The following is a 24,745-nucleotide window of genomic DNA, read 5'->3' as shown; positions in this document are numbered from 1 at the left end:
CTTTCGTCAGAGGCCGAGGTCGCGCTTGCGGCCGAGCGACCAGTCGATGCCGCCTCCGCCGCGCGCGACGCCGGAGATGTGCTGGCCGAGCTTGTGTTCGATCTCGCGGGACCAGGGGACGAGCTGGAAGCCGCGCCCGCCGTCCGGGGCGATGCCCTCGATCACGGCGAAGCGGCCGGAGGAGAGCACGAGCTGGCGGCGATAGGTGCCGGCGACATATTCTCCGGCCTGTGCCTTCACATGCGGAAGGCCAGTCTCGGCCGAGAGCTGCTCGCCCACGGCGTCGAGCTCGCGCCGGCGCAGGGTCGCCAGAAGATTGCGCTGCAGGACGATGCGCTGGCTTTCGCGGCGGGCGAGGCCCTCGTCGGCGAGATGTTCGGCGCGTGCGTCCATCGCCTCGCGCACCTCGCGGCCGAAGCCGCTCGTTCCGAGCGGCATCGGGTCGCGCTCGACCAGCCGGTGATCGAGCCAGGTCGCGCCGGGAGCGGTGATCTGGCTCTGGAGATCGAGGTCGGAGCGATTGGCGAGGACGATGGTGGGCCGCGGGTCGTCCGGACCGCTGAAGCGGCGGACTTCGACGATGCCGCCGATGGGCGGTGCATGTTCGAACGCCTCGATGCCGCGCAGCCGGACATGATGGGCGCGGCCGTCGGTGCCGTCGATCACGGCATAGGCTTCGCCGGTCAGCTCGTCATGGAGGCCCTTGTCGACGAGGCGCCCGATGATGGGCGGCCCGTCCTTGGCCGTGTCGATCGTGAAGTCGGCGACGCCACGCTCCTCGCCGAGCCCGGCGAAGGCGCGTTGCATGGTCTTGATGATGTCGCCGCGCGCGCCGAGATCGCGCAGCGACCGCTCCGCGCCCGGCTCGACGAACCATTCGTTGACGCCGGCATCGGCGGCGAGACCCATCTTTTCGAGATGGCGCAGGCGCGCGACCAGCAGGCGGCGGATTTCTGGATCGTCCGGCCCCTTCGCCTCGGGCCGCAGGTCGATATAGCCAAGCTCGTTCGACTGGCGCGCGATGTCCCGATCGAGGCGTGTCCAGCGTTCGGCATCGACCTCCCGCGCGAGGCTGGAGCGGATCTCATGTTCGGGCTTGGGGCCGAGTTCGGCATCGACCAGCTCCTCGGCGCGTCCGCGCAGGCCGTGGCTGATATAGTCACGCGAGATGACGAGATCGGCGCCGGTCTCGTCGACGCCGCGCACGAGCAGATGCACATGCGGATTGTCGGTGTTCCAGTGATCAACGGCGATCCAGTCGAGGCGGGTGCCTAGGTCGGCTTCCATCTGCTTGGCGAGATCGCGGGTGAAGGCGCGCAGATCTTCCATGCCGCCGGCGTCTTCGGGTGAGATGATAAAGCGGAAATGGTGCCGGTCGTCCTGGCAGCGATCGGCGAAGGCGAGATCGTCGGCGCGGTCGGTTTCGGCGTCGAACATGACGCCCTTCTCGCCGTCGCGGCTGACGCCTTCGCGCTTGAGATAGGACAGGTGCGCCGAGATCGGCGCTGAGCGAAAGGCGCGGCCCCTGTGCCGGGCGATCCTCGCCTTGGCGACAACGCGGCGACGCGAGCCGAGCAGCCGGCTCCGCGTCACAACATTGCGGCCGCGGCCGAAGGTCGAGCGGCCCGAGCCGCCGCCCCTGCGCTCCGATCCCGATCCCGATGCCGATCCGCTGGCGGGCGCATTGCTCGCCTGCTTTGCGGCGCGCAGCACCTGGTTGATGAAGGTCTTGGTGCGCGGCGCTCGCGTCGAGCGCGGCTTGCCGGGGCGGATGCGAAATTCGCTGTCGTCGCCGCTCATGCGCGCCTCCCAGGAGGCGCGGCGAAGCCGCGCATACGAAGTGCCTTTGATTTTGCTGGCAAAATCGCCCATGCGTATGCACGACCGACCGCCACATGCGCAAAACACCGAGCCATTCCAATGGCTTGACGGTGGTTTGCGCATGCGCTTTTACCTTGCCGTATTCCAGTCGCCGTGCCCCATCCGGCGCGCGACCCTTCCCTTCCTTTCCGGTACTCCGCTACAGCGCGAAACCGCGCGATCCAGCTCATGGCGCGCCTCCCGAGCCGGATCGCGCGACGAACAGGGCCTCGGCCGGGGCCGGCGCGAGCGAACCGCGCGACGCGGCAGGTGCATCCGAAGGCGCCCCGACACTGCGTTCGCCGTGCAGGCCGGGTGCATGTTCCGGGCCAGCCGGTGCCGTGACGAAGAGCGGAGCTTCGCGCCAGTCGGTGACGCGCTGCGGGCCGGCGAAAGCGCCTGGCGCGAGCGGCTCGCCGCCGAGAACGGGCGCGAGCACGGCGACGTATTCGCGCGTTTCTTGCGGCAGGCCGCGTTCACCGGCAAGGTATTCGTCATACCGGCCGGGGCCGAAATTGTAAGCGCCGAGCATGCCGGTGACGGTGCCGTAACGGTCCCACATGGCGCGCAGGTAGGCCGCTCCTGCGAGGATGTTGTCGCGCGGCTGGAACGGATCGCTGCCGAGCCGATGGAGCGCGCGCTGTTCATCCCATGTCGCGGGCATGAGCTGCATCAGCCCCTGCGCCCCGGCCGACGATACGGCGGTCGGATCGCCATTGCTCTCGGCGGCGAGGACGGCCGCGATCCAACCGGCCGGGATGTCGAAACGGTGCGCTGCCTCGGCGATGTCGATGGCATAAAGACCGCCGATCTCCAGCTGCGCCGCCTGCACGGTCTCGGCCAAGACCCTCGGCCCTGGCGCGAAGCCGAGAAGCAGGCCGGAAAGGAGAAGGAGGAGAGCCGGACGTCGAACGGCGCAAGACCGTCTGACGCTGGTGGGACGTTGAACGGTCACTTGTCGGTCCCTTCGGACCGCTTCGTCCTTTGGTCGTTGGTGTGCAGGCTCCAGGCGGTGTCGTCGTCGCCGTCGCGGAACAGGTTGGCGCGCAGCCAACCGAACAATGGGCTGTAGATCTCGACGGAGACGAACTCGCCGGCCTTTTCGCCGACATGCGACCAGCCCGCGCCGATGTCGCGGCCGTCCTCGCCGCCGAGCAGGATGCGGTAGGCGGGCGCGTTCTCGGCGTCCGAAGATTTGGCCGGGACAAAGGTGAGCGGCGCGTCGATTCCGAGCGCCTCGACGCGGCCGGTGAAGCCGGTTTCCGTGCGGGTGAAACTGCCAATATCAGCCATGATTTTGTTTCCTGTGGTTGATGGTTGGGGGTAGCTCACGGCTCCAGGGCCGGATCGGTGGAGCGCCAGCGGAAACGGCCGTCGCCGTATTCGTCGGTGTAGAGAGGCAGCGCGCGGCCGATGACGGCGGAGGCCGGAAGCGCGCCGAAATAGCGGCCGTCGAGGCTGTCGACCGCGTTCCAGTTCATCAGGAACAGCTCGCCCTCGGCGATGATCCGGCAGCCCTGCCATTGCGGCAGGTCGCGGCCGAAGCGGTCGCGCGACTTCGCGTCGCCATAGGCGTGAGCGTAGGCGATCACGGCCGCGCCACGGCGGCAGACCTCGGCACCCGGCAGCGCCAGCACGCGCTTGATGAGCGGCACGCCACGCGGCAGGTAGCCCCGCGCGTCGAGGAAGGCGGCGAGGTCGTCGGGCGGCAGCACCGCGACCAGATCGCCGACCTCGATCGTCGTTACCGGCGCAAGCGAATAGAGCCCGACCGCGACGCTTCCCGATGCGTTCCAGATGAAGCGAGGCGCCTGGCCGGTGACAACGGATGCGGCGATCAGCGCCGCACCGGCCAGCATGGCGATGAGCGTGACGCGGCGTGGGCTCATGGCATGATGCTCCGGCGCGCAAGCCAGGCATCGTGCTGGTCGCGCGTGTAGGGACGCGGTTCCACACCGGCCGTCAGCCGGTTGTGGACGTGCCGCCAATAGACGGGTGCGGCGTCAGCCGGCTCGATGCCGAGGGCCTCGATCGTGTCAACGAGCTGGAGCACGCGCTCGACCTTCGGCCAGCCATGGAGTTTCAGGAGAAGATCGCCGCCGGGCCGGATAAAGGGCGCGGTCTGGAAAGGCTCGCCGCGTCCGATGGCGCGCAGGATGTCGATGCGCGACACGACGGTCCCGTAGTCGTTCGACGCCCAGCGGACGAAGGCGAAGACGCTGTTCGGCGCGAAGCCGACGACGCGGCTGCGCCTGTCGATCGTCCGCTGGTAGATCGGGTGGCCGAAGCGGATGCGGTGCTCGATCCGGCCTTCCTCCCAGGTCAGGTGAACCAGCGTGGTGAAGGGCGGCGCGTCGTTCGGCAACGCATGGCCGCCCATGCGGCGGTTGTCGAAGCCGGTCATGGTGTATCTCCATCGGCAGGCGGGAACTCGCGCGCGAGGAGGTCGCGCAGCATGTCGGCGACGGTGACGCCGCGCTGGAAGGCCGTGATCTTGATGCGGCCGCGCAGCGCCGGCGTGATGTCCACGGTCAGCCGCGCCGAATAGGCGTCGGCGGCATCCGTGCGCGCCGGCGGCGCGTCGCCGGCCTTGATCCAGCTATCGGGATCGGCCGGGCGCGTGGCGAAGCCGCGCCTGTCCGTGCCGGCCGTCATGACGGGCCTCCGTCATGGAACGGCAGCACGCTGGCGATGCGGTCGCGGGCGCGGTCGGCCATTGTGGGATCGATCTCGCAGCCGATATAGCGCCGGCCGGAGAGCCGGCAGGCTTCGCCGCCGGAACCCGAGCCGGCGAACCAGTCGCCGACCAGGCCACCTTTCGGGCAGCTCGTGCGGATGAGGATTTCGAGAAGGGCGGACGGCTTCTCGGTCGGATGGATGGCGCGACCGTGGCAGTTGCGCAGATAGATGACCGAGCGCATCAGGCGCGGCCCGCCGTCATGGCTGACATAGTGGCCGGCGCCGATCTGGCCGGTATGGGGTGGACGCTGCTTGCGCCGAACGGTGCGGGCGGTCGCGTCGGGCGTGGTCTGCGGATCGTTGTAGATTTCGCCCCAGGGCGTCTCGGCCGGATAGAACTGGACGGCCAGCTCATGCACGCGCTTGAAGCGGTCGGCGTGAAAGCTCGTGCCGTTCTGCTTCTCCCAGACGATCTCCTGGGCGAGCCGCAACCCGGCATCGGCGAAGCGGTCGGCGGTGGCCATGAAGCTGCGCAGCGAGCCGAAAACCCACATCGAGCCGGTCGGCGCAAGCGCGGCACGCGCCAACGCCAGCCAGCCCTCGACGCGGCGGTCCCAGGCGAGCGACGTGTCGCCGTAAGGGGGATCGGCGAGGATCATGTCGTAGGGGCCGTGCGCCGGCATGCGATCGCGGCAGTCGCCGGACAGTATGATTTCGGAGAGATCTATCATGGCGCGGTCCCCCCGATGCCGAGACGCACGACCTCGCCCGCCAGCGCCGCGATCTCGCGCGCGGCGGGCGACTGGCGGTCGATGTCCGAGGCGAGCCGCCCGGTCTGCGCAGCGTCGGCGAAAACGACACGCTGCCCGACCGTGGCGGCAAGCAGGGGCGGATCGTGGTCGGCCAGCATCTCGGCTGTCTCACGCGCTATGACGGTGCGCGCACCGCAGCGATTGAGCACGAAACGGGCAACGAGCTGGGGTCGGTAGATGCGCGCCTCGGCGAGCAGCGCCAGCATCTCGGCCGAGGCCCAGCCATCGAGCGGCGACGGCTGCACCGGGATCAGCACAAGATCGGCGGCGAGCAGCGCCGAGCGCATGAGGCCGGCGACGCGAGGCGGGCCGTCTATGACGACGTGATCGACGTCGCGGGCAAGCTCGGGAGCTTCACGGTGCAGCGTGTCGCGTGCCAGGCCGACGACACCGAACGCGCGGGCCAAGCCCTCGCGCGCGCGTTGCTGAGACCAGTCGAGGGCCGAACCCTGCGGGTCGGCGTCGATCAGCGTGACGCGGCTGCCGCGCATCGCCAGCTCGCCGGCGAGATGCAGCGCCAGCGTCGTCTTGCCGACACCGCCCTTTTGATTGAGCAGCGCGACGATCATGGGCGTCCTCCCGGCGGATCGAGAGGGAGCCGAAGCGCATCGGACAAAGGGGCGTCCGCGTCGTCGGACTTGTTCGGATTTTGCGGTGCGGAAAGCGCGAACGGCGCGCTTTTTTTCGCAGCTACGCTGAGGCTTCGGGCGGTGTCGCGGATGAGGTTTTCCACATCGCGCGCGCGCCCTTCAAAGTTATTCTTATTGTTAGACTCTAAGTTAAGGCCCGGAATCATCGTGTCTGGCCAAAGGGTTAGCTGGTATCTCTGCGTGTGATCTCCCGATGGCCCTGCGTGTGATCTCCCGATGGTCCTTGCGTGTGATCTCCCGATTGTTTCCACAGGATTATCCACGGGCCCTGTGGATAAGTGCGCCGGCAGGATACGCAGCATCTCGCGGCCGCCATCATGCTCGATGCGCAGGCGGTAGCCGGGCAATGGCTGACGCACGGCGATGCGGCGGATCTGAAGCGCGAAGTCGGAGACGCGCGCCAGGCTGCCGGATTTCTCATGCAGATGATGGAGGTCGAAGACCCAGCCCTGCGGCTGGCGGCCGGCATGCTTGCGGGCGACGCGGTAGAGCCAGCGTTCGATCCCGCCCTTGAGCCGGAAATAGGCGCGGTCGATGGCGAGGACCAGCGAGCGGTCGACGACGCCGCGATAGAACCAGTCGGGCAGGACCAGTTCCATGCCTTCGACCCGGCCGTCATGGCGCGTGAGTTCCTCCCATTCGTTCACCCAGGAGAATTGGTGCCGCCGCCAATGCTCGCCGTTGCGGATCGTTGTGCGGATCGAGGTCGATTGCAGGCGGGCGAGCGCCGCCTTGAGCAGCTTGTAGTCGCTGGCGCCGGTCTCGCGCCCGATGGCGGTCAGGAGGTGAAAGGGGGTGAAGCGGAGGAAGCGGGAGGTGCGCAGGCCGAGATTCTCGGCCTTGACGATCTGCCCTGCGGCCCAGATGAGGATGTCCGCGTCCCAGATGGTCGCCATGCCATGCTGCGGCACGGCGAAAACCTCGACGCGGACCTCGCCGGCCTCGTAGAGGATCGGCACGGTGCGCCGTGATTTCGCCAGCGAGAAGAAAGGGCGCTCCATCAGGTCGCGCTGGTCGCGCGGGCTGGCGTCGCCCGTTGCGACGACGAAGGGATCGAGCCGGGTGCGCTCGGAGACGGGAAGGCGTCGGGACATGCGCGGCGTTCCTCAGCGCGCCGAGCGACCGGGCGCGGGATAGTGCTGCCTGTTGCCCGGCAGGGCGGGCAGCACGCTGCCGCGCGGATCGGATGTCGAGGCGACCGTGCCTCGCTCGGCCCAGGCTTCGAGTTCGTCGATCGCATAGACGACGCGGCCGCCAAGCTTGCGGAACAGCGGTCCCGTCCCATAGGTCCGGTGCTTTTCCAGCGTGCGGGGCGAGAGGCCGAGAAAGTCTGCGGCTTCCCTCGTGCGCAGAAAGCGCGGCGGCAGGAGAGCGGGATTGGGGTGCATGGATGCCTCCGTGGCTCTGGGGGATGCCGCTCGGGGCGAGCGGCGGTCAGGGGTCACGGTGGCGAAGAAGCGGGGCGCAGGGAGTGGGGGATTTCAGGGGGTGTCAAATATCCCCACCCTGACCGGGAGTGGTCAGGGTCGGCGGCGGAAGCGCAGAAGCTTGAGATAACCGCCGGCGATCATGGCGGTGCCGTCACGGATGAGATCGCGCACCGTGTCGCGGAGTGGCGAGGATTGCCAGTGCTCCTCGGCGATGCGTTCGACGCCGAACAGGACCTGTGCGATCTCGCGCTGGCTGGCGCGATGCTGGCGGGCGTCGACGGCGCGCAGCATCACCTTGAGGCGTCGTCGCTGCTGTGCAGTCATGCGCTGATCGGGCGGAATGCGGTAGCCGGCCAGGTGGCGCAGCAGGCGATCGAGGGTGGCGACGCGATCGAGACCGTCGCGGTCGAGCGCGATAGCGACCGATATCGGATCGTCGGGCCGAATCGCAGGATCGGCGACCAGATGCAGGCCAGGGCCGATCTCGCGCAGGAGGAGATGGAGTTCGTCTGGCGCGACCCTCTTCTCACCGGCAAGGAAGGCGCGCAGGGTGACGGCTCCCTCCCGCGCGGGCGCCGGGTTGCCCACCACTCGCAAAATAGCGGTGTCGGCGGTCTCACTCCAGAAGATCGGTTGGTCGCCTGCCGTCAGACGTGGCCGGGCCGCGAAATCGCAGCCCCCAGCGGCTCTCCATCGGTTCGGGGAGCGGCTTGCCGAGGCGGTCTGCGCGCCGCAGGTCACTATAGTCTTGCTGATAGTCGCCGTTCCGGCGCAGACACTCCCAGGCGAGATGATCGACGCCTACCTCGTCCATAAACCCATAAGCGGACTCTGCCCGCCAGCGTGACGTGTCGGGTCTCATGATATTCCTCCCAGGCTACGAACGCAGGTCAAACGGGAAGATGATCCGGCCGGGTTGCGCGCCGCGGAAGTGCCTGAAGCCGCAAACCGCCTTGCCTTGTCAGCAATGCGATGGGCTACGAAACTTCAGTTCAGGCGGCCGAGGCGCAGGATCTTGTAGCCGTGTTCGCTCATCCAGTGGGCGCGGGCGAGGTGCGTATCGTGTATCCGGCGGGCGCGCTCGGGCTCGGCGCCGGGGTCGATGCCGAACAGGATTTCGACGGCTTCCTGCCAGTCGGCACCGTCCGCCTCGGCATCGAGCAGGCGACAATAGAGCTTCACATGCGTGCGGTCGTAGTCGGTGAGAAAATCGCCGTCGGGCGCTTCATCACGAAAGGATAGCGTCGCCATTGCGCCCTTTCCCCAATTGCGACGTCTGGTGCGATGGCGCGCACATTATCACAATGACGTGATTGTTAAACGACGATTCACCATAACGCACGTGCATGCGGCATCGCGTCCGGTTTGGGGAAATGGCGTCAGCGACGAACAGTGTTCTGGACATCCAGCATCACTCCGATATGCCGGTCGGAATTGATGAAGACAATGCCTGCCGCTTCCAACGCCCTGCGAACCCTATCGGCAGTACTCTCGAAGACGCGCTCACCATTGACCGACTCCATGCGCTTGAGCGCGGTCAGCGAAACGGCGGCCCTGTCTGCGAGCGTCTCCTGTGTCCAACCCAGCAATGCGCGCGCGGCCCGAGTTTGATGGGCGGTGATCATACAAGATCACCTCCCACCGGCACTGAGTCTCGCGCCAGAACTACGACTATAATAGTCGTAGTTTACGAATGAATCGAGCCAAAATCGCTCGTTGAGGCAGTCATGCGACGGTAAGAGACATTAAGTGATTCGGCTGGCCGAGCGTCGGGCCGATGGTCGCCCGGCATCGCTCCTTACGAGGCGAAGGGGTCCAGGTCATCGACGATGGAAATCCGGCGGCTTGTGCCACCGGATTTCCATCTCTTCCGGCCTAGAACGGTATTTCGTCGTCGTAGTCGGGCTGGCTGCCGTTGTTGTTTTCAGTCTGCTTCGCCCGGCTCAGGAAATCGACCGTCTCGGCGATGATCTCGCACCCGTAGCGGTCGTTGCCCTGCTGGTCATTCCACTTCGTGTAGTGGATGCGCCCGCGGACCAGAACCTTCATGCCTTTCTCGCAGTATTGCTGGACCGTCTTGCCGAGGCCGTTGAAGCAGGTGATCCGGTGCCATTCGGTATCCTGAACCCGGTAGCCGTTCTCGTCGCGGACGACCTTGCCTTCCGAGTAGCGGGGGCGCGAGGTGGCCAGGGTGAAGTGGGTGATGCTGGTGCCGCCCTGGGTGGTGCGGGTTTCAGGGTCCTGACCGATGTTGCCGGCGAGAATGACGATGTTCTGCATTTTCAAGTCTCCGTTGCTTCTCGGAGGGACCATCCCTCCGACGAGACCCGGCCAAGGCCGGCGGGAGACGCCTGCAACTGCCTGCTTGCTGGCAGCTCGCCCATAAGGCCCGGAGTGGAGCGGGCAGCCGCGCTTGCGCGGCAACACGGTCCGGAGCCGCGTGGGTTGCGGCCGGAAACCGCACGGACTTTGGGGATCAGTCAGTCGGAGGGATGGCGCCGCTGAGATGAATACGAACCGAGACGCACAGCGGAACCATCATCCTTGCCGTCAACAGCGAACCGTCTGGTCCGCTCACCACCCACGGATGGGCCGCGCCTGCCGTTCTCCTCTTCAAACCACCCGCGTCTGTGCGAGTGGACGCTGGCCGGGGAAGAAACCAGACGGACTTATCGGGCTACGAGGCCCGGAATCGCACCGCATTCGCTTGAATAGCGGAGGGACCGGTCAGGCAGAGTTGGGAAAGGTGATGAAGGTGGTCGTGAGCCGCATTCATCGCTATATGGACCGGCACCCAGGCAATGACCGCTATGGGTGCGAGAGGCATCCCGTATCCGAGCCTCCACGGTCGGATGAAGCAGGCTGGAAGCGACGGCATGGCAGCAGAACTGACGCCACATGCCTGTTTTGGCAGGAAGGCGGAACCCGGCGGGACAAGCCGTCGGGTTTTCATCGTGGGAATGACGGACCGCAGTTGCTGAATCAACGAGAGAAGACAGAGACACCAATCGCGTTCAGATTGACCATGGCGGCGATACCGATGAACAGACCGCCTGCTCCGCCGAGCAGATTGAGTACCACCGTCGAGTCGATTGCGTTCTTCGTGACGCCATGCACGAGTGCGTAGCCGGCAGTGGCGGCAGGGATCGCGAACATCGCGAGCGCAATCACGCGCAAGGTCGGGTTCTTCGCGAAGCCGAGAATGCCGATTACCAGCGCGATCGACAGCAAAGCGGCTCCTGCGCCCGCAAAGCCGCTCATGAATATTCCGGCGCCGCCGGCCCAGGCATACTGCGCGGCCGAGATCGCAACCATGACGGGCAGCGCGTAGATCGCGAGATTGTAGGCGATGATGCAAAGCATGATCGCCAGCGAGACAGCAAGCAGGATCAGCGTCATGGAAACCTCCAGAATCGGTTGAGGATCACGGCAGGCTGCCTGTGGATACGCTCCGCCTGCGACTATGCTACTGTTCCGGTTCTGCAAGGATGGTTCATAAGAGCCATTGACCTCTCCAGTAGTCAAGTATCGGCGGCTGGAACAGCCGCCAGGCGGCGGCGCTTACGCGCCGCCGTCGAACTTCATGACCGGGATGCCGAGCTTGCGGGCCTTGTCCGCCAGGTTCTCCTGAATCCCGCTGCCGGGAAAAACGAGGACACCGACCGGCAGGACGTCGAGCAGGGCGTCGTTGCGCTTGAAGGGCGCGGACTTGCCGTGCTTCGTCCAGTCGGGCTTGAAGGCCACCTGCGGCACCTTGCGATTGTCCGCCCATTTCGCGGCGATCAGTTCGGCGCCCTTGGGCGAACCGCCATGCAGCAGCACCATGTCGGTGTGTTTTGCGCGGACCTGATCGAGCTTCGCCCAGATGAGGCCGTGGTCATTGTAGTCGAGACCGCCGGTCAGGGCGACTTTGGGACCGCGGGGCAGCATTACCTCGGTCTCGGCCCGGCGTTTCGCGGCCAGGAAGTCGCGGCTGTCGATCATCGCAGCGGTGAGATTGCGATGGTTGACCATCGAGCCGGTGCGGGGACGCCAGGCGGCGCCGGTGTGGCGCTCAAACTGTTCGGCGGCGACGTCGCGGAAGAGTTCCATGCTGTTGCGCCGTTCGATAAGGGTCTGCCCCTCTGCCGTCAGGCGCTCCAGCTCAACGGACTTAACTTCGCTGCCATCCTGTTCCCGCTGAAGGCGGCGCTGCGCCAGCTCGTTGTCGTCCAGCTCACGCTCCACCCGGCTCGCGGCGCGATGGAAGAGATTGACGGTTGACCAGAGCAATTCGTCGAGGTCGGGTTCGAGGCGGGTGTCGCCGAGCGTGGCGATCAGGGCGTCAAAGATGTCCGCGACGGCGCCGGCGACGGCGTTGCCTTCGGGAAGCGGCCTCGGGTCCGCTTCATCCTGAAACGGGCGCCAGCCGTAAAGCTGGAGTTCGGTGAGGACATGATCGGTGGAGGAAGAAGTGTGAACCGGCTCGAAACCCATATCGTTGTCTTCATGCATCATCGGGAGCTTCCTTCGTCTGGAGCCGCGCCCATCGCGGCCTTCGCAGGCGTCGAAAGCCCACGGGCGGGACGGGCTGGCACCATCGCACTCCCGCGAGGGCTCGATGGCCGGGTGCGGGCTATTTTGACTTTCGCGATGCAAAGGCGGGCCAAGACGGGGTCCCCACGCGACCTGTCGCGTGGGGTGGCTAGCCGCCGGCGGAAAATAACCCGAACGCGGCCATTGCCTGCCCGGATCGTTTGTGGGCCGATCGCCCTCTGGGAAGGCCGTAGGCGTGGCCTCTCCGACAGACAGCGCAAGGTGATCCATGGAGACGACAGGTGAAGGCGGACCGGAACACGCCGCTTTTTCCGCCGATCCCCTCACGCCTCCAGAAAACGCACCCTGTCTTCAGGATGAAGCTGACCGGCGAGCGCCACCCGCAAGGCATCGGCGCCGGCTTCGCGGAGATCCTCGTTGAAGTCCCCACGCACCGGCGACAATGCCACGACCTCGATCCCGACACTCGCAGCTCTGGCGATCAGACCGTCTCGCGCATTGTCACCGGCCGGATCGCGGTCCCTGAGGACATAGAGCCTGCGCAGCTCCGACGGGAACAGGATGGCGGCGAGGTGCGCGGCCGAGAGCGCCGCCATCATCGGCATGTGGGGCAGAACCTGACGAGGCGACAGCACGGTCTCGATGCCTTCGCCTGCCGCGAGCACATCACCGGCAACACCGAAGCGGACGCCGTGGCCGAGAAGGTCGCCCATCGCCCGCCGCGGAGTTTCGACATCCGCTTTTGCTGCGCCGTGCGGGGCGAGCCCAGGATCGAGATATGTGCGGTGCGCTCCGGTCTGCCGCCCTCCAAGATCGGTCACGGCCGCAACGATCGCCGGCAGCGTCTGCCGGGGCGCGTGCTCATCAGGTCTGTAATAGCACCGGGGATGAAAGCGCAGGCTGGCGGTTCCGTGCAAAGCCGTAATGCCGCGATTGCGGAAATACGCTTCTGCAAGTGTGCCGCCGATCGGCTGCGACATGGCAAAGAGCCGCCGCGCCGCTTCAGGCGATCCCGATGGCGCCTTGCTCAACGTCCTGCCGGTTGGCGTTCTCGCCTTTTCAGGTTCGGGATGCGGGAGCGAGAGGAAGCGGCGCGCTTCCTCGGCCACGTCCTTGAAGTCGGTCAGGCCGAGCGTCTCGCCGATGACATCGAGAAGATCGCCATGCTCTCCGGTTGCGGAATCGGTCCATTTGCCCGCAGCACCCTTGCCGGATTCAGGGCCGGTCAGACGCACGAACATCGAGCGGCCGGGGGTGTTTTGAACATCGCCGACCATCCAGTAGCGCCCGGCACGGTGGCCGGACGACAGATAATGCCGGCAAACCGCCTCGGCATTGCGGCCGAGGCGGATTGCCAGTTCGGAGGCGTCGAGCCGGGACATTACGCGGCCCGCTCGCCGATGCGCTCCACCGGCCAGCGGTCCATGACCTTGGCGAGGATCACCGGGCCGCTGGCATCCACCGGCACGAAAAAGCGTAGCCTCCAGGAGATGATCTCGTGGAACAGCCCATAGGCGGTCAGGCGCTCGCGCATCGTGTCATCGAAGCCTGACAGCTCGATGCGGTTGACGCCCATGACGCGGGAGCGACGAAGCTGAAGCCCTTCGGTGAGTTCGAGAATGGTGCGACCGTCCATCAGCGCGGTGAAGGCGGCATCCGGCGTCAGCGCCGTCGTGCCGGTCGTCACCGCATTGGCCGCCCATGCCGGCGAGACCTTACGGCCGATGATGCGCTCGCCTTCGTCGGTCTGGAGGCGATAGACGCGCGAGGATTCGTGCGGAAGTCGTTTCCAGATCGGCAGCAGCAGGCCGGCGACGATATGAATGGTGCTGTCGGAGAATTCCGGCACTTCCGCAAACTCGGCATTCCATGTCGACGCGAAAACCTCCCTGTCGGCCTCGACCCAATGGGTCTCGTCCATCATCTTGACCGGGATGTTGTGGCCGTCCATCGGCCGGATCAGCCGCACGCGCCGCTCGATCTCGCCATCGTCCAGCATGATGCTGGTGGTCGGGATCTGAACGGCGGCGCGGCCCGAACGCGCGTTAACGAGGAGCTTCGCCTGGCGGTCGTCGAGATGACCAAGGGCATCGTCCAGCGTAACCGGACGATTGCGTTCGCGCTGGGTGATGGTCAGCAACCGGGTTTCCGCGCCCGTGCCGGGATGGGTATAGATGGTCTGGCGATTGGTGACGGTGAAGCGTTCCGCCGTCAGCGTTTCCAGCCCGACATCGTAGCTGCCGCTGGCGATCGCGCCTTCGATCTTCGCATTCAGCAACTGCTCGAAGGCGGTGAACAGGATGCCCTGAAGCTCGATCGTCAGCGCCAGCAGCCGGTTGAGGAAGGTGGTGATGGACGGCAGCTCGTCCTTGATGCCGGTCGAATCCATCAGCTTCAGGCCGGTGGCGGATTCGAAGCGGTCGAGCGAGCAGCCCTCTACCTTGCCGCGGACCAGAAGGAGATAGAGCTGGCGCAGCGCGTCGCGGGCATAGGGGCTCTCCAGATTGTCCTCGGGCCGGAAGAGGCCCTGTCCGCCGGTCTGGCGCTGACCGCGCGTGATCGCGCCGAGCGTATCGAGCCGTCGCGCGATGGTGCTGAGGAAACGCTTTTCGGCCTTCACATCGGTGGCGATCGGACGAAACAAGGGTGGCTGCGCCTGGTTGGTGCGATGCGTGCGGCCGAGCCCCTGAATGGCGGCATCGGCCTTCCAGCCGGGTTCCAAGAGGTAGTGGACGCGCAGCCGCGTGTTCCGCGCCGACAGCTCCGCGTGGTAGCTGCGGCCGGTTCCGCCCGCATCCGAGAAGATCAGGATGCGCTTCTGGTCGTCCATGAACGCCTGCGTCTCGGCGAGATTGGCTGAGGCGGCGCGGTTCTCGACCACGAGCCGGTCGCCGATGTCGCCGGCGCCCGGCCTGCGGATGATGCGACGCGAGCGGCCTGTCACTTCGGCGACGAGATCGCACCCGAAATGCTGGACGATCTGGTCGAGCGCGCCCGGAACCGGCGGCAGGCTGGCCAGCTTTTCGATCAACGCCGTGCGGCGGGCGACCGCCTCGCGGCTTTCGACGGGCTGGCCATCGCGGAACACCGGACGCGAGGACAGATTGCCCTCGCTATCGGTGAACGGCTCATAAAGCTGCACCGGGAAGCTGGTTTCAAGATACGACAGGACATATTCGCGCGGCGTGATGTCCATGCGCACATCGTTCCACTCCTCGGTCGGCAGGTCGGCCAGGCGGCGCTCCATCAGCGCCTCGCCGGTCGAGACGATCTGGATGACGGCGGCATGGCCCGCCTCAAGATCGGCGTCGATGGACCGGATCAACGTCGGCGTCTTCATCGACGTGAGCAGATGACCGAAGAAGCGCTGCTTGGCGCTCTCGAAGGCCGAGCGGGCGGCGGATTTGGCCTGCTTGTTCAACGTGCCATCGCTGCCAGTTATGTTGGTCGCCTCCATCGCCGCATCGAGATTGTTATGGATGACGGCGAACGCGCCGGCATAGGCGTCGTAGATGCGGGTCTGCTCGGGCGTCAGCGAGTGCTCGACCAGCTCGTATTCCACGCCGTCGAAGGAGAGCGAGCGGGCGGTATAAAGACCGAGCGCGCGAAGGTCGCGGGCCAGAACCTCCATCGCCGCAACACCGCCGGCCTCGATCGCCTCCACGAACTCGGCCCGCGTGGAAAACGGAAAATCCTCGCCGCCCCACAGGCCGAGCCGCTGCGCATAGGCGAGGTTATGGACGGTCGTGGCGCCGGTTGCCGAGACATAGACGACTCGGGCATTCGGCAAGGCGTGCTGAAGGCGCAGGCCGGCGCGGCCCTGTTGGGACGCAGCGACGTCCCCTCGTTCACCTTTGCCGCCGGCGGCGTTCTGCATCGCGTGCGCCTCGTCGAAAACGATCACTCCATCGAAGTCGGAACCCAACCATTGGACGATCTGCTTGACCCTGGAAACCCTTTCTCCACGGTCGTCGGAGCGTAGCGTGGCATAGGTGGTAAACAGGACGCCTTCCGACAGCGCGACCGGCTTGCCCTGCGGGAATCGCGACAGCGGCGTGACCAGCAGGCGCTCCATCCCGAGCGCCGACCAGTCGCGTTGCGCGTCCTCCAGGAGCTTGTCGGACTTGGAGATCCAGACAGCCTTGCGGCGCCCCTGGAGCCAGTTGTCGAGAATGATCGCGGCCGACTGCCGGCCCTTGCCGACGCCGGTGCCGTCGCCGATGAAGAAGCCGCGACGGAAGCGGACGGCGTTCTTCGCATCCTCGCGCGCGGCGGAAACGAGATCGAAGGTCTCGTCCACCGTCCACGAACCGGCGAGATAATCGGCATGGGCCTCGCCGGCATAGATCACGGTCTCCAACTGCGCGTCCGACAGGAGGCCATGGACCGTGCCCGGAAGATGCGGGCGATAGGCCGGCTTCGGCGGCGCGACGGAGGCCATCGCCGCCGACTGCACCAGCATGGTGGGGTGCGCCTGAGAGCCGGGAATACGGATCGCCTGCAATCCGTATTCCTCGTAGATGGCCTCGGAGATGCGGCCTTCCTCCGCGGGCGACCAATCAACGGTCTCGTAGTCGAGGGGCGCGCCTTCCGGTTCGGCCATCGCTGGGGCGGGAGCGGCCCTGGCAGTGCGGGCGAGATAGCCACGCACGCTGCGGGCCGCGGCTGGCGCAGCCGGGGGTACGGCGATGGCCGGATCGACGGGGAGCCGGGCGGGCAGATGCTCGGCGAGCCATCCGAGCAGCGTGGCGACATCGGGCGCGACGCCAGGCGCGGCCGGGAATATCGAAGGGTCATCGGCCGGGAGCTTGTCGATGACGGTGAGCCGCGTCGGATAGGTCGTGCCGTGCTTGGCATAGACCGAGCCGTCGATCGCGGCGGAGAAAACGACGCGGCCGCGCTCCTGCAGACGCGCATAGGCCGAGGACCAGGCCGGCGCGTCAGGGGCGAAGTTCGCGCCGGTGATCGCGACGAGACGACCGCCGGGCGCAAGACGCGCCAGCGCCGAGGCAACATGGCGGAAGGCGGCGTCGGCCACACGGCCCTCGACATTGGCCATGACCGAGAAGGGCGGGTTCATCAGCACGACGGACGGCAGAAGGCCGGCGACGAGATGATCGTCGATCTGCGCCGCGTCGTAGCGGGAGACGGACAGGGCCGGAAAGAGGAGAGACAGGAGGTTGGCGCGAGTCTCCGCGAGTTCGTTGAGGACGAGTGAGCCGCCGCCGATTTCGGCCAGGATAGCGAGGAGCCCGGTTCCCGCCGACGGCTCCAGCACGCGGTCTGCCGGCGTGATCGCCGCTGCCGTCACGGCCGCCAGGCCGAGCGGAATCGGGGTCGAGAATTGCTGGAAGGACTGCGCCTCTTCAGAGCGGCGCGTGTGCGTCGGCAGGAGACCGCCGATCTTGGCGAACTGCGGCAGCGTCATCGCCGGAGATGCGGATTTACGGACAAGCGCCTTGCCGTATTTGCGCAGGAAGAGGACGGTGGCGGCCTCGCAGGCATCGTAGGCCGTTTTCCAATTCCAGGCGCCGGTTGCGTCGGAGGCGCCGAAGGCCGTCTCCATCGCGCCGCGCAACGTGGCGGCATCAATGCGCTGGCCGCGTTCGAGATGAGGGAGGAGGAGTTGTGCGGCGGCGAAAACCGCCGCAGAGATATCGGCATCGGGGGCGAGTGGAACCGGCACGGTGGCGGATGCCGCCGCGGATACGGAAATCATGTTCATGGGGAAAGCCTCGGGAGAGCGGGTCAGGATCGCGCCCGCGCAGCGCTCTCTCTCGACCGCACAGGCTCAAACCCGTCCCGGCCTTCCTCTCCCTCTCACGCTCCCATTGACCTGGACCATGACATGGACCATTTAGTGGGATGAGACAGACAGACGCAAAGGAGCCTGCACGATGCGCGTATCCGTCAGCGACGCCAAGGGGCAGCTCACCGAGCTGGTGAAGCGCGCCGAAGCTGGGGATGAGGTCATTCTGACCCGTCGCGGCCATGAGATCGTGCGTCTCGTCGCCGTGGCTCCAGCGCCCGGACTGAAGGGCCGGCGCGCCTTGATGGAGAAGGTCCGCGCCACTGCCGCCGCGAAGGCGCTGCCGGGACCGGACGCCGCCCGCAGCCAGGACTTTCTCTATGGCGACGACGGCATGCCCGCATGATCGCGGTCGATACGTCGGCTCTCATGGCGATCGTGCTGGACGAGCCGGAAGGTGAAGCCTGCATGACCGCGATCGAGGAAGCCGAGCAACTGCTGATCTCGGCGGGAACCGTCGCCGAAGCCCTGATCGTCGCCGGCCGGCGCAATGTTGGCGAGGAGGTCGGAGCGCTGATTTCCGGTCTGGGATTCGAGATTGTATCGATGACGGCGGCCTCGGCCCGTCGGATTGGGGATGCCTATGGAAAGTGGGGTAAGGGCATACATCCGGCGTCGCTGAACTATGGCGACTGCTTCGCCTATGAGGTCGCCACCGAACACGATTGCCCATTGCTCTACGTGGGCGAGGATTTCGTCCAGACGGACGTGCGATTGGCGTTGCAGCGTTAGCTCAGCCGAAGCGGCGTCCGGCTTCGGTAAAGGTGTATTCGTTGGCGATGATGGTCTCGTCCACCGCCTCGTCCGAGGTCAGGTATTCGTATTCGCGCTCAAGCTGGCGATAGAGCCAACGGGCGAGATCGCGCAGCGCCTCGATGACGATCTCCTCGGCATCGGCCGTCATGTCCTGCCAGGTCGGACTGTCGCGCTCGACGGAGATCGGCATGCAATATTCGTGATAATAATGGCCGCGATGGCTGGCCTCGGCGCGAAGCTGATAGAAATTGCGGCGCTGAACGGCCTGCAAGGCATCGGCGACGCCATGCAGCACGGCGTCAAGCGGTGCATAGGAGCGGATCTCGGCGGAGGCGTTTTTCCGGTAGGAGTAGAACCCCTCCCAGCACGCTCCATCCCCTTGCGACCAGAAGCCCGAGAAGAAGATGCGCGCTTGCTGACGCGACCCGCCGCCATACAGGCGCACGGTCCGGGTCTTGAAACGGATGCCGAGGATTTCCGCGATCCGCTGGAAATCCTCATAGACGGCATCATGCCAGTCGTAGTCGAATCCGCCCTCGCGATACCAGGCGCGGGCCTTGTCCTTCGCCGCTTCCGAAAGCTCATCGAGCCGATAGACGGTGGTTTCGATGATCTCAGGCATGGGGGTCACCTCCCTCCAGCACGACGGAGAGCCAGCCGTCGGTATAGATCCAATCCATCGTATCGCCGGTCGCGAGGTCGATGACATGCGCCCCGCCGCCGAACCCGTCGACTCGAGGCTTCGAGCAGGTGGTGGCGTATTGCATCCCCCATAGGCCGGTCAGGCCGAACTCTCTCGCGCAGCGGATCACAAACCGGATGACATGCTCGGGATCGCCCGTTCCTTCATCGCGCATCCAAAGCTGTGTGCCGCCGTGCTCGGGCTGGATCGACAGCACAAAACCGTCGGAAGGCGGGTCTTCGGCGGCGTTCTGTTCGGACAGGGTAGTGTAGAGGTCGAGGGCGCGTGCGGCGTTGTCGGGCGTGCCGACATCAAGCAGGCAGGAGAAATGGGTGAAATAGTCGGCCATGGCAGGCTCCTGAAACGACAAAGCCCGGCACGAGGCCGGGCTGTTTGAAGAAAAGGAAGAAGATCAGGCTGAAGGTTCGGGCGGCCCGTCAGGATCACGCGCCCCGGCGATGATGGCCTCGCCGCATGCGACGGCCCAGGCGGCGCGGGCGATCCATTCGTCCGAAGACCGGCGGGACGACGTCACATCGGCAAGCAGCAGCTTCAGGAGCCCGTGCAGAAGCTCGAATTGCCCCGCCTTTCGCTGGATCGTCTCGCCGAATTGCGAGGGAATCGCAGCCGCAGTACCGGTATATGCGGCGTCACGGCCTTCCCAGATACCGGAGATGAACGTCTCGCCAGCGCCCTCGTAACTGAGCTTCTCGCCATCCCAGTCCTCGTCTTCGATGGCGAGCCGGCAGGCATCGGCCACGGTTTCGGCGGAATAGGTACGTTGCCGGTAGGCCGGCAGATGATAGGTGGTTTCGATCGTGTAGTCGGGCATGTCAGCCTCTTGAAACGGCAAGGCCCGGCGCGAAGCCGGGGTGAAAAGGGGATCAGGCCGCCTGCGGAACTCGCAGAAGTTCGGCGGCGGTCTCGCGCCAGAAGGGGTCGACCAGGCGGGCCTCGAGCAGGCAGGCGCGGTAGCGGTGATCGCGGGCGGATGCCGCGTCGCCGCGCCCGGATGCCGCGAAGGCCATGCCGCGCAGACGGCTGGCCTCGATGACGACGCGCCGGGCCTCGGCGTCGGAACCGACGGGTTGCCGCCAGAGGACGATCCCGGCGCGGACCTCTCCGGCAAGGACGAGGCCCTGGTCGTTGTCCTGAATGACCATGATGCGCGGGCGGAAGCGCTGCGTATCGTCCGAGCCGATGCGGACTTCGCCGCGCGCGACGCGCTGACTGGCGAAGATCATGGCATCTTCGGGAGACGGGCACTCGCCGATGACGATCGTGCGGTCGAAACCATCGGGATCACCAAGACTATCGTAACGGGCGGTGCCGATGCAGGAGATGCGCAGGGGCAGCCTCTGGACGTGATACAGCCGGGGCAGCACCTGCCGCGCGACAATTTCGCCGATGGGAGCGAAAGCGGCCTGGCGTGATAGGGGCATGGGGAATACTCCGCGACGGGCGGCGGAAGCCTCTCTCCCGCCTGCAACCTGTCACGGCCGACCGGCCCGCACTCTCACTCTCCCTTCGCACTGGAGGATCGTTCCGGGCTGCATCGGAATGATCCGACGCTCAGCACTAGGGCTCGCGCCGTCCGACCCAGGTTCTCGCCAGCCCTTCGCCGACGAGAATATCGCCGACATCGTGGCCTTCGACGCGGATCGCCGCCAGGGTCCGGCCATAGCGGTCGGCGCCCTGGCGCAGGATTTCGACTTGCCGGCCTTGCAGGATTTCCGCAAGCCTGACCTTTGCCTGCCGGGCAAGGTCGGATTCATAGGTGCAGCGGCCGTCGATCTCGGATGCGTCGATGTTGAAGATCCGAACCGCTTCAGCCTGCCGCGTCGTGCCAAGTCGGATCGAGTCGCCGTCCCACACACGGATTTCAGCCGGCACACAGGAGGCCGTGCAGAGCAGGACGGAAACGACGATATGGACGAGCATGGCGAGAGCTTTCGTCTTGAAGGAACGAAATCTGTGTGATCGCCGTCGGTTCTTTCCGATGCGTGCCGAGATCGCAATGCGTCCCGGTACGCAAGCGGCAATCGGCGGCGATTAACGATGGAAGGCCCGGCTGCGTCGGGCGCCGGGCCGTGGGAGTGAGGCGCTTTCGCGTCTCAGCTCCATGGATCGAGTTCCAGCTTCACCATCTCGTCGTCGCCATCGAATTCGTCGGCGGGCATGGCACCGTGTGTTCCGTCCCCGGCCTGGAACACGACGATCGAGACCATCAGCGTGGTGGCGAGGCTGGCGGCGAAGGCGGTGGCATCTGCGTAGGACATGGGTTCCGGCTCCTGTCTTTTGGAGGCAGGGGACCATCCCCCGCGCGACAGGCGCCCGAAGTGTCTGAACGGATCTGCAATCACCCTCGCGCGTTCGGCTCGTCCGAATCCGCGAGGGCGGCACGCTCGCGTAAGCCGACCCTTTGGGTTGATTGACAAGGGGACGGCTCGGACCAAGGTCAGCGAATGGAAGCGGGGTGGTGTTCTGCCTCTGACAGGATGCCGGAAACCCGTTGCAGGTGCCGCCCCGCGCCAGTCTTTCCTCCATGCCGGTCTCAACCGGATCGGTGTTTCAGGCCGGGGACGGAAACCAGCCCTGTACGGCATCGCAAGCATGGCCGATATTGGTGAACCTGAAACTCGACCGGGATTATGGTCAGCTCCATTGCCCCTCGGCGATCTCGTGGACGATCAGGGCGCGGGCCTTCAAGAGCAGATCATCGCCGCTGGTATCGATATGGGCGTAGAACCGGGCGCGGACGCCGCATCGGCTCCAGTCCGCATAGTAGCAATATTCGCGGGCATCGAGGTGGAAGGCCCGCAAATCCTCGGCCCAATGCGGCTTGGGTTCGACGACGACAGTGACGCCGTCGCGCGTCCCCTCCCACGGAAGCGAACGCTCCGAAGGAGGATTGCGGCGGTCGTCGGCGAAGATTTCGTCAAGCATCGTCATGACGCGCCGCCGTCGACGTTCCCGATGAAGCGGTCTGGGTCTGCGGGATCGGGCGGGAGGTAGGCATCGTAAGGGTTGCCGTCGGCAAGATGACCGAATGGCGTCATGACGATATCGCCATCGTCTGCGCGGCCTACAGCGCAGACGACATAGCGGCGTTCTCGGGTAACGGCGTCCAGACACTCCATGAGCGCGAGATTGCCGTCGCCGGCGGCGCGCAGCAGGGTGTTGAAATTGGTGCGGGCATGATCGGGGATGGCCATGGCATTTCTCCGGAAACGAAAACGGCCCGGCGAAATGCCGGGCCTTGAGGTGGAAGGGAAGTGACGCGGGGCGACCGGGAGCCGAACCGCTGGTGCAGATCACTCTGCTGCGACGAGGGTCGCCGGATCGTCGACCATATCGGCCTCGACATCCTCATCGTCACCGGCGAGAAAGTCGGGCAGAGCCTCGATCTCGTCATCGACGCCGGCAGCGTCACCGTCGAGATCGACCAGGCGCAGCGGCTCGGGCAGCCAGCCGGTATCGGCGAGCAGGCGCTCGGCTTCTTTGGCCATGTCACCCTTCTTCAGATGGTCGATGAGCTGGGCCGCCCGTTCCCCCGCGCCCTCACGCACCGCCGCGAGGATGTGGGTCTTGGTCACGCGACCGAGATAGTTCTCGACCGTGGGCCGCCATCCCGTATCGACCACCATGTCGAAGCCGGTGGCGCGGGCAATCCGGTCGGCCCCGGCGAGACGCCGATCGAGGCCATGCTGGGAAATGCCGGAGGCGCTGTGGATGTTCGGACGCTCGTAAAGCGCATTGACGCCATAGCTGACGCAGTGGGCGAGAAGCGCCATCCGGCTCGCCTCGTCAAGCGCGGCGATCCAGTCCCAAAGGGCCGATTCGTCGGACGGAAGGTCGGCCTTCCACCCGTCGAAGCGTTCGCCGATCGCCTTGGCCGAGGGACTGTCGGCAAGATCGGAGCCCTGCCAAGACAGATATCTATGGCGCACAGAGACTTCCAGGCATCCGCTCGGCGCGGAGTAATGATAGCGCTCCATCACCATGCGATGGAGCAGCGCCGTCATCGCGACGTGCGGATTGTTGGCGAGCGCTTCCTGAAGCGCGACGGTGCGATGGGCGGTCAGTTCGATGACGAGCCGTTCCGGCAGCGGCTTGATCCCGCCATCGTCTTCGTCCTCCTCGACATCGGAAGGCTGGCCGCCGATGGTGATGACAGCGCGTTGCACCTCGCCGTCTGTGCTGGTTGCTGCGACGGCGGTTTCGCTCTCGCCGTCCTCGGCATCGACCATCGGCTCGTCCTCGGGCCGGACATAGCCGCGCTCGATGACGAGCTCGCCGTCGCGATCGATGCTGATGAAAACACCAGCGTGGGCGATCTCGGCAGGATCATAGATGGCCGGGCGCTTTTCGAAGGCGTCCAGAGCGACCTCGATCTCGCCGAGGCGCCGATCGATTTCCTCCGGCAGCTCGTCATGCTCCGAATATTCCGATTCGAGGTCGTCATACTCGTTGCGCAACGCATCGCGGGCAGCGCGCTCCTCGTCGGTGAGCTCGGGGAAGCTGCCGGTGATTTCGCGAAGGCCGTTATCGTAGCCATAGGGATGGCTGGTATCAACGGCGATCCACTTCCAGCCCTCGGTCGCCACTTCATCGGCAATCGTCTTCAGCTTCTCCGCGACCAGGTGGTCGAGAAGCGCCACATCTTCGAGCCACCCGCCATCGCTCTCGGAGAAGAGATCCCGCAGCATCGCGCCGCCGGCCTGCTCATAAGCGTCCACGCCGACGAAGCGCACACGCTTGTCGTCGGTCGGAACGGTGGTTTCGGTGAGGAGCTGGCGGACCTGCCAGGGCTGGACATTATAAGAGCGCTGGACAGCTTCCCACACTTGTTCCTGGCGGGCGTGGTCGGGATTGACGGTGAATGCCTCCAGCATCGCCAGCGTCATGCCGTTGCGCGCATAGACTTCCAGAAGCGCCGGCGAGACCGAGGCAAGGCGCATACGCTGCGTGATGTAGCGCGGCGTGGTGCGCCAGGCGTCGGCGATTTCCTCTTTCGCCATGCCGTCGTCGAACATCCGCTTGAACGCCCGGAACTGGTCGAGCGGATGCAGCGCCAGTCGCAGCGTGTTCTCCGCGAGCGAGTCGTCGACCGCCGAGGTCTTGGCGTCGGCCTTCTTGACCAGGCAAGGAACGAGGCCGTCGGCGGGAAAGCGCCCGGCCTCGACCAGACGCGCGATCGACCGGAAGCGGCGGCCGCCGGCCGGCGTCTCGAAATCGCCGGTCTCGTTGCCGTCGGCGTCGAGGATGGCGCGGACATTGATGCCCTGCACGATATCCTCGCGGCGGTCGATGTCGTGGGTGAGATCGTCGAGACCGGCCTCGGTGTCGGTTTCGCGGACGTTGCTGTCCGAGAGCCGGATGCGATTGAAGGGAATGTCGCGCGAGCGCGAGAACACGATCATCGCAGCGGCGGACTTCTTCGACTTCCTGGCGGTTTTGGCCATGGTGGTTTCTCCGCGACGGGCGGCCGAGACCCTCTCTCGACCTTCCAACCCGTCACGAAATCCCCA

The 24,745-nt window shown here is 66.0% G+C and carries 30 protein-coding genes; 2 read left to right on the top strand and 28 right to left on the bottom strand.

Annotation, left to right across the window (positions count from 1 at the left end):
• Positions 1-6: 6 nt before the first annotated feature.
• The 19 genes from MKS82_RS10645 to MKS82_RS10555 all read right to left on the bottom strand — a co-directional run bounded on the left by MKS82_RS10645 (position 7) and on the right by MKS82_RS10555 (position 17,692).
• Complete coding sequence (locus MKS82_RS10645; protein WP_240578787.1) at positions 7-1,800, bottom strand: DUF3363 domain-containing protein; 1,794 nt, start codon at positions 1,798-1,800, stop codon at positions 7-9.
• 247 nt (positions 1,801-2,047) lie between these two features.
• Positions 2,048-2,704, bottom strand: a complete 657-nt coding sequence (locus tag MKS82_RS10640; protein ID WP_276313315.1) for a lytic transglycosylase domain-containing protein — start codon at positions 2,702-2,704, stop codon at positions 2,048-2,050.
• Positions 2,705-2,811: 107 nt separating this feature from the next.
• Positions 2,812-3,153 (bottom strand): DUF736 domain-containing protein, encoded by a 342-nt coding sequence (locus MKS82_RS10635; RefSeq protein WP_240578785.1) that lies wholly within the window; start codon positions 3,151-3,153, stop codon positions 2,812-2,814.
• A 35-nt stretch (positions 3,154-3,188) separates the two neighbouring features.
• Positions 3,189-3,749, bottom strand: coding sequence for a S26 family signal peptidase (locus MKS82_RS10630; protein WP_240578784.1), 561 nt, complete (start codon positions 3,747-3,749; stop codon positions 3,189-3,191).
• Positions 3,746-4,264, bottom strand: a complete 519-nt coding sequence (locus tag MKS82_RS10625; protein WP_240578783.1) for a DUF2840 domain-containing protein — start codon at positions 4,262-4,264, stop codon at positions 3,746-3,748. The genes MKS82_RS10630 and MKS82_RS10625 overlap by 4 nt, the downstream gene beginning before the upstream one ends.
• Positions 4,261-4,515, bottom strand: a complete 255-nt coding sequence (locus MKS82_RS10620) for a hypothetical protein (RefSeq protein WP_240578782.1) — start codon at positions 4,513-4,515, stop codon at positions 4,261-4,263. The genes MKS82_RS10625 and MKS82_RS10620 overlap by 4 nt, the downstream gene beginning before the upstream one ends.
• A complete protein-coding gene (locus MKS82_RS10615) occupies positions 4,512-5,270 on the bottom strand; it encodes a DNA-methyltransferase (RefSeq protein ID WP_240578781.1) in 759 nt (252 codons plus the stop codon). Before MKS82_RS10615 ends, MKS82_RS10620 begins: the two co-directional genes overlap by 4 nt.
• A complete protein-coding gene (gene parA / locus MKS82_RS10610; RefSeq protein WP_240578780.1) occupies positions 5,267-5,920 on the bottom strand; it encodes a ParA family partition ATPase in 654 nt (217 codons plus the stop codon). Before parA ends, MKS82_RS10615 begins: the two co-directional genes overlap by 4 nt.
• Positions 5,917-7,095 carry a replication initiator protein A gene (locus tag MKS82_RS10605; RefSeq protein WP_240578779.1) on the bottom strand — a complete coding sequence of 393 codons (1,179 nt, stop codon included), beginning with the start codon at positions 7,093-7,095 and terminating at the stop codon, positions 5,917-5,919. Before MKS82_RS10605 ends, parA begins: the two co-directional genes overlap by 4 nt.
• Before the next feature lie 12 nt (positions 7,096-7,107).
• A complete protein-coding gene (locus MKS82_RS10600) occupies positions 7,108-7,389 on the bottom strand; it encodes a helix-turn-helix transcriptional regulator (protein WP_240578778.1) in 282 nt (93 codons plus the stop codon).
• A 132-nt stretch (positions 7,390-7,521) separates the two neighbouring features.
• Positions 7,522-8,019: a DUF2285 domain-containing protein gene (locus MKS82_RS10595; RefSeq protein ID WP_240578777.1), complete on the bottom strand. Its 498-nt coding sequence runs from the start codon at positions 8,017-8,019 to the stop codon at positions 7,522-7,524.
• Positions 8,020-8,047: 28 nt separating this feature from the next.
• Positions 8,048-8,293, bottom strand: a complete 246-nt coding sequence (locus tag MKS82_RS10590) for a transcriptional regulator domain-containing protein (RefSeq protein WP_240578776.1) — start codon at positions 8,291-8,293, stop codon at positions 8,048-8,050.
• Positions 8,294-8,418: 125 nt separating this feature from the next.
• Positions 8,419-8,682: a DUF2285 domain-containing protein gene (locus MKS82_RS10585; RefSeq protein WP_240578775.1), complete on the bottom strand. Its 264-nt coding sequence runs from the start codon at positions 8,680-8,682 to the stop codon at positions 8,419-8,421.
• 128 nt (positions 8,683-8,810) lie between these two features.
• Positions 8,811-9,056 carry a helix-turn-helix domain-containing protein gene (locus MKS82_RS10580; RefSeq protein ID WP_240578774.1) on the bottom strand — a complete coding sequence of 82 codons (246 nt, stop codon included), beginning with the start codon at positions 9,054-9,056 and terminating at the stop codon, positions 8,811-8,813.
• Positions 9,057-9,306: 250 nt separating this feature from the next.
• Positions 9,307-9,711 (bottom strand): single-stranded DNA-binding protein, encoded by a 405-nt coding sequence (locus MKS82_RS10575; protein WP_240578773.1) that lies wholly within the window; start codon positions 9,709-9,711, stop codon positions 9,307-9,309.
• Between the two features lie 702 nt (positions 9,712-10,413).
• Complete coding sequence (locus MKS82_RS10570) at positions 10,414-10,830, bottom strand: hypothetical protein (RefSeq protein WP_240578772.1); 417 nt, start codon at positions 10,828-10,830, stop codon at positions 10,414-10,416.
• Between the two features lie 162 nt (positions 10,831-10,992).
• Complete coding sequence (locus tag MKS82_RS10565) at positions 10,993-11,925, bottom strand: DUF2493 domain-containing protein (RefSeq protein ID WP_240579021.1); 933 nt, start codon at positions 11,923-11,925, stop codon at positions 10,993-10,995.
• Positions 11,926-12,290: 365 nt separating this feature from the next.
• Complete coding sequence (locus tag MKS82_RS10560) at positions 12,291-13,349, bottom strand: DUF7146 domain-containing protein (protein ID WP_240578771.1); 1,059 nt, start codon at positions 13,347-13,349, stop codon at positions 12,291-12,293.
• Complete coding sequence (locus MKS82_RS10555) at positions 13,349-17,692, bottom strand: strawberry notch-like NTP hydrolase domain-containing protein (RefSeq protein ID WP_240578770.1); 4,344 nt, start codon at positions 17,690-17,692, stop codon at positions 13,349-13,351. Before MKS82_RS10555 ends, MKS82_RS10560 begins: the two co-directional genes overlap by 1 nt.
• A gap of 172 nt (positions 17,693-17,864) precedes the next feature.
• Here MKS82_RS10555 and MKS82_RS10550 point away from each other — a divergent pair, with 172 nt between their 5' ends.
• Together MKS82_RS10550 and MKS82_RS10545 are read left to right on the top strand one after the other, a co-directional pair.
• A complete protein-coding gene (locus tag MKS82_RS10550) occupies positions 17,865-18,122 on the top strand; it encodes a type II toxin-antitoxin system Phd/YefM family antitoxin (RefSeq protein ID WP_240578769.1) in 258 nt (85 codons plus the stop codon).
• Complete coding sequence (locus MKS82_RS10545) at positions 18,119-18,508, top strand: type II toxin-antitoxin system VapC family toxin (RefSeq protein ID WP_240578768.1); 390 nt, start codon at positions 18,119-18,121, stop codon at positions 18,506-18,508. Before MKS82_RS10550 ends, MKS82_RS10545 begins: the two co-directional genes overlap by 4 nt.
• A gap of 1 nt (position 18,509) precedes the next feature.
• Here MKS82_RS10545 and MKS82_RS10540 read toward each other — a convergent pair whose 3' ends face one another.
• The 9 genes from MKS82_RS10540 to MKS82_RS10500 form a co-directional block, all read right to left on the bottom strand.
• Entirely contained in the window at positions 18,510-19,154 is a 645-nt protein-coding gene (locus tag MKS82_RS10540; RefSeq protein WP_240578767.1) for an antitoxin of toxin-antitoxin stability system, read from the bottom strand.
• Positions 19,147-19,563, bottom strand: coding sequence for a hypothetical protein (locus MKS82_RS10535; protein ID WP_240578766.1), 417 nt, complete (start codon positions 19,561-19,563; stop codon positions 19,147-19,149). The genes MKS82_RS10540 and MKS82_RS10535 overlap by 8 nt, the downstream gene beginning before the upstream one ends.
• Positions 19,564-19,626: 63 nt before the next feature.
• Positions 19,627-20,046, bottom strand: a complete 420-nt coding sequence (locus tag MKS82_RS10530) for a hypothetical protein (protein WP_240578765.1) — start codon at positions 20,044-20,046, stop codon at positions 19,627-19,629.
• Positions 20,047-20,098: 52 nt separating this feature from the next.
• Positions 20,099-20,656: a hypothetical protein gene (locus MKS82_RS10525; protein WP_240578764.1), complete on the bottom strand. Its 558-nt coding sequence runs from the start codon at positions 20,654-20,656 to the stop codon at positions 20,099-20,101.
• 136 nt (positions 20,657-20,792) lie between these two features.
• Positions 20,793-21,155 carry a thermonuclease family protein gene (locus MKS82_RS10520; RefSeq protein WP_240578763.1) on the bottom strand — a complete coding sequence of 121 codons (363 nt, stop codon included), beginning with the start codon at positions 21,153-21,155 and terminating at the stop codon, positions 20,793-20,795.
• A 173-nt stretch (positions 21,156-21,328) separates the two neighbouring features.
• Positions 21,329-21,493, bottom strand: coding sequence for a hypothetical protein (locus MKS82_RS10515; RefSeq protein WP_162854490.1), 165 nt, complete (start codon positions 21,491-21,493; stop codon positions 21,329-21,331).
• A 376-nt stretch (positions 21,494-21,869) separates the two neighbouring features.
• The gene (locus MKS82_RS10510; protein WP_240578762.1) at positions 21,870-22,166 is read right to left on the bottom strand and encodes a hypothetical protein; all 297 of its coding nucleotides are present in this window, start codon (positions 22,164-22,166) and stop codon (positions 21,870-21,872) included.
• The gene (locus MKS82_RS10505) at positions 22,163-22,429 is read right to left on the bottom strand and encodes a DUF6117 family protein (protein WP_240578761.1); all 267 of its coding nucleotides are present in this window, start codon (positions 22,427-22,429) and stop codon (positions 22,163-22,165) included. Before MKS82_RS10505 ends, MKS82_RS10510 begins: the two co-directional genes overlap by 4 nt.
• A 99-nt stretch (positions 22,430-22,528) precedes the next feature.
• A complete protein-coding gene (locus tag MKS82_RS10500; RefSeq protein ID WP_240578760.1) occupies positions 22,529-24,679 on the bottom strand; it encodes a ParB/RepB/Spo0J family partition protein in 2,151 nt (716 codons plus the stop codon).
• Positions 24,680-24,745 lie beyond the last annotated feature (66 nt).

The sequence above is a fragment of the Ochrobactrum sp. A-1 genome (assembly GCF_022488005.1).
In the GTDB taxonomy this organism is placed as follows: Bacteria; Pseudomonadota; Alphaproteobacteria; order Rhizobiales; family Rhizobiaceae; genus Brucella.
Note: the sequence above shows the minus strand (reverse complement) of the source record. Positions and strands in the feature narration are given on the sequence as shown.

Bases quoted from the DNA above. Each gene is read 5' to 3' on its own strand.
- MKS82_RS10615 (WP_240578781.1), bottom strand. From the start codon at position 5,270: ATGATAGATCTCTCCGAAATCATACTGTCCGGCGACTGCCGCGATCGC.
- MKS82_RS10515 (WP_162854490.1), bottom strand. From the start codon at position 21,493: ATGTCCTACGCAGATGCCACCGCCTTCGCCGCCAGCCTCGCCACCACG.
- MKS82_RS10635 (WP_240578785.1), bottom strand. From the start codon at position 3,153: ATGGCTGATATTGGCAGTTTCACCCGCACGGAAACCGGCTTCACCGGC.
- MKS82_RS10550 (WP_240578769.1), top strand. From the start codon at position 17,865: ATGCGCGTATCCGTCAGCGACGCCAAGGGGCAGCTCACCGAGCTGGTG.
- MKS82_RS10630 (WP_240578784.1), bottom strand. From the start codon at position 3,749: ATGAGCCCACGCCGCGTCACGCTCATCGCCATGCTGGCCGGTGCGGCG.
- MKS82_RS10645 (WP_240578787.1), bottom strand. From the start codon at position 1,800: ATGAGCGGCGACGACAGCGAATTTCGCATCCGCCCCGGCAAGCCGCGC.
- MKS82_RS10540 (WP_240578767.1), bottom strand. From the start codon at position 19,154: ATGCCTGAGATCATCGAAACCACCGTCTATCGGCTCGATGAGCTTTCG.
- MKS82_RS10620 (WP_240578782.1), bottom strand. From the start codon at position 4,515: ATGACGGCCGGCACGGACAGGCGCGGCTTCGCCACGCGCCCGGCCGAT.
- MKS82_RS10575 (WP_240578773.1), bottom strand. From the start codon at position 9,711: ATGCAGAACATCGTCATTCTCGCCGGCAACATCGGTCAGGACCCTGAA.
- MKS82_RS10510 (WP_240578762.1), bottom strand. From the start codon at position 22,166: ATGACGATGCTTGACGAAATCTTCGCCGACGACCGCCGCAATCCTCCT.
- MKS82_RS10585 (WP_240578775.1), bottom strand. From the start codon at position 8,682: ATGGCGACGCTATCCTTTCGTGATGAAGCGCCCGACGGCGATTTTCTC.
- MKS82_RS10590 (WP_240578776.1), bottom strand. From the start codon at position 8,293: ATGAGACCCGACACGTCACGCTGGCGGGCAGAGTCCGCTTATGGGTTT.
- MKS82_RS10570 (WP_240578772.1), bottom strand. From the start codon at position 10,830: ATGACGCTGATCCTGCTTGCTGTCTCGCTGGCGATCATGCTTTGCATC.
- MKS82_RS10565 (WP_240579021.1), bottom strand. From the start codon at position 11,925: ATGCATGAAGACAACGATATGGGTTTCGAGCCGGTTCACACTTCTTCC.
- MKS82_RS10530 (WP_240578765.1), bottom strand. From the start codon at position 20,046: ATGCCCGACTACACGATCGAAACCACCTATCATCTGCCGGCCTACCGG.
- MKS82_RS10500 (WP_240578760.1), bottom strand. From the start codon at position 24,679: ATGGCCAAAACCGCCAGGAAGTCGAAGAAGTCCGCCGCTGCGATGATC.
- MKS82_RS10520 (WP_240578763.1), bottom strand. From the start codon at position 21,155: ATGCTCGTCCATATCGTCGTTTCCGTCCTGCTCTGCACGGCCTCCTGT.
- MKS82_RS10625 (WP_240578783.1), bottom strand. From the start codon at position 4,264: ATGACCGGCTTCGACAACCGCCGCATGGGCGGCCATGCGTTGCCGAAC.
- MKS82_RS10580 (WP_240578774.1), bottom strand. From the start codon at position 9,056: ATGATCACCGCCCATCAAACTCGGGCCGCGCGCGCATTGCTGGGTTGG.
- parA (WP_240578780.1), bottom strand. From the start codon at position 5,920: ATGATCGTCGCGCTGCTCAATCAAAAGGGCGGTGTCGGCAAGACGACG.
- MKS82_RS10545 (WP_240578768.1), top strand. From the start codon at position 18,119: ATGATCGCGGTCGATACGTCGGCTCTCATGGCGATCGTGCTGGACGAG.
- MKS82_RS10600 (WP_240578778.1), bottom strand. From the start codon at position 7,389: ATGCACCCCAATCCCGCTCTCCTGCCGCCGCGCTTTCTGCGCACGAGG.
- MKS82_RS10505 (WP_240578761.1), bottom strand. From the start codon at position 22,429: ATGGCCATCCCCGATCATGCCCGCACCAATTTCAACACCCTGCTGCGC.
- MKS82_RS10555 (WP_240578770.1), bottom strand. From the start codon at position 17,692: ATGAACATGATTTCCGTATCCGCGGCGGCATCCGCCACCGTGCCGGTT.
- MKS82_RS10560 (WP_240578771.1), bottom strand. From the start codon at position 13,349: ATGTCCCGGCTCGACGCCTCCGAACTGGCAATCCGCCTCGGCCGCAAT.
- MKS82_RS10605 (WP_240578779.1), bottom strand. From the start codon at position 7,095: ATGTCCCGACGCCTTCCCGTCTCCGAGCGCACCCGGCTCGATCCCTTC.
- MKS82_RS10535 (WP_240578766.1), bottom strand. From the start codon at position 19,563: ATGGCCGACTATTTCACCCATTTCTCCTGCCTGCTTGATGTCGGCACG.
- MKS82_RS10525 (WP_240578764.1), bottom strand. From the start codon at position 20,656: ATGCCCCTATCACGCCAGGCCGCTTTCGCTCCCATCGGCGAAATTGTC.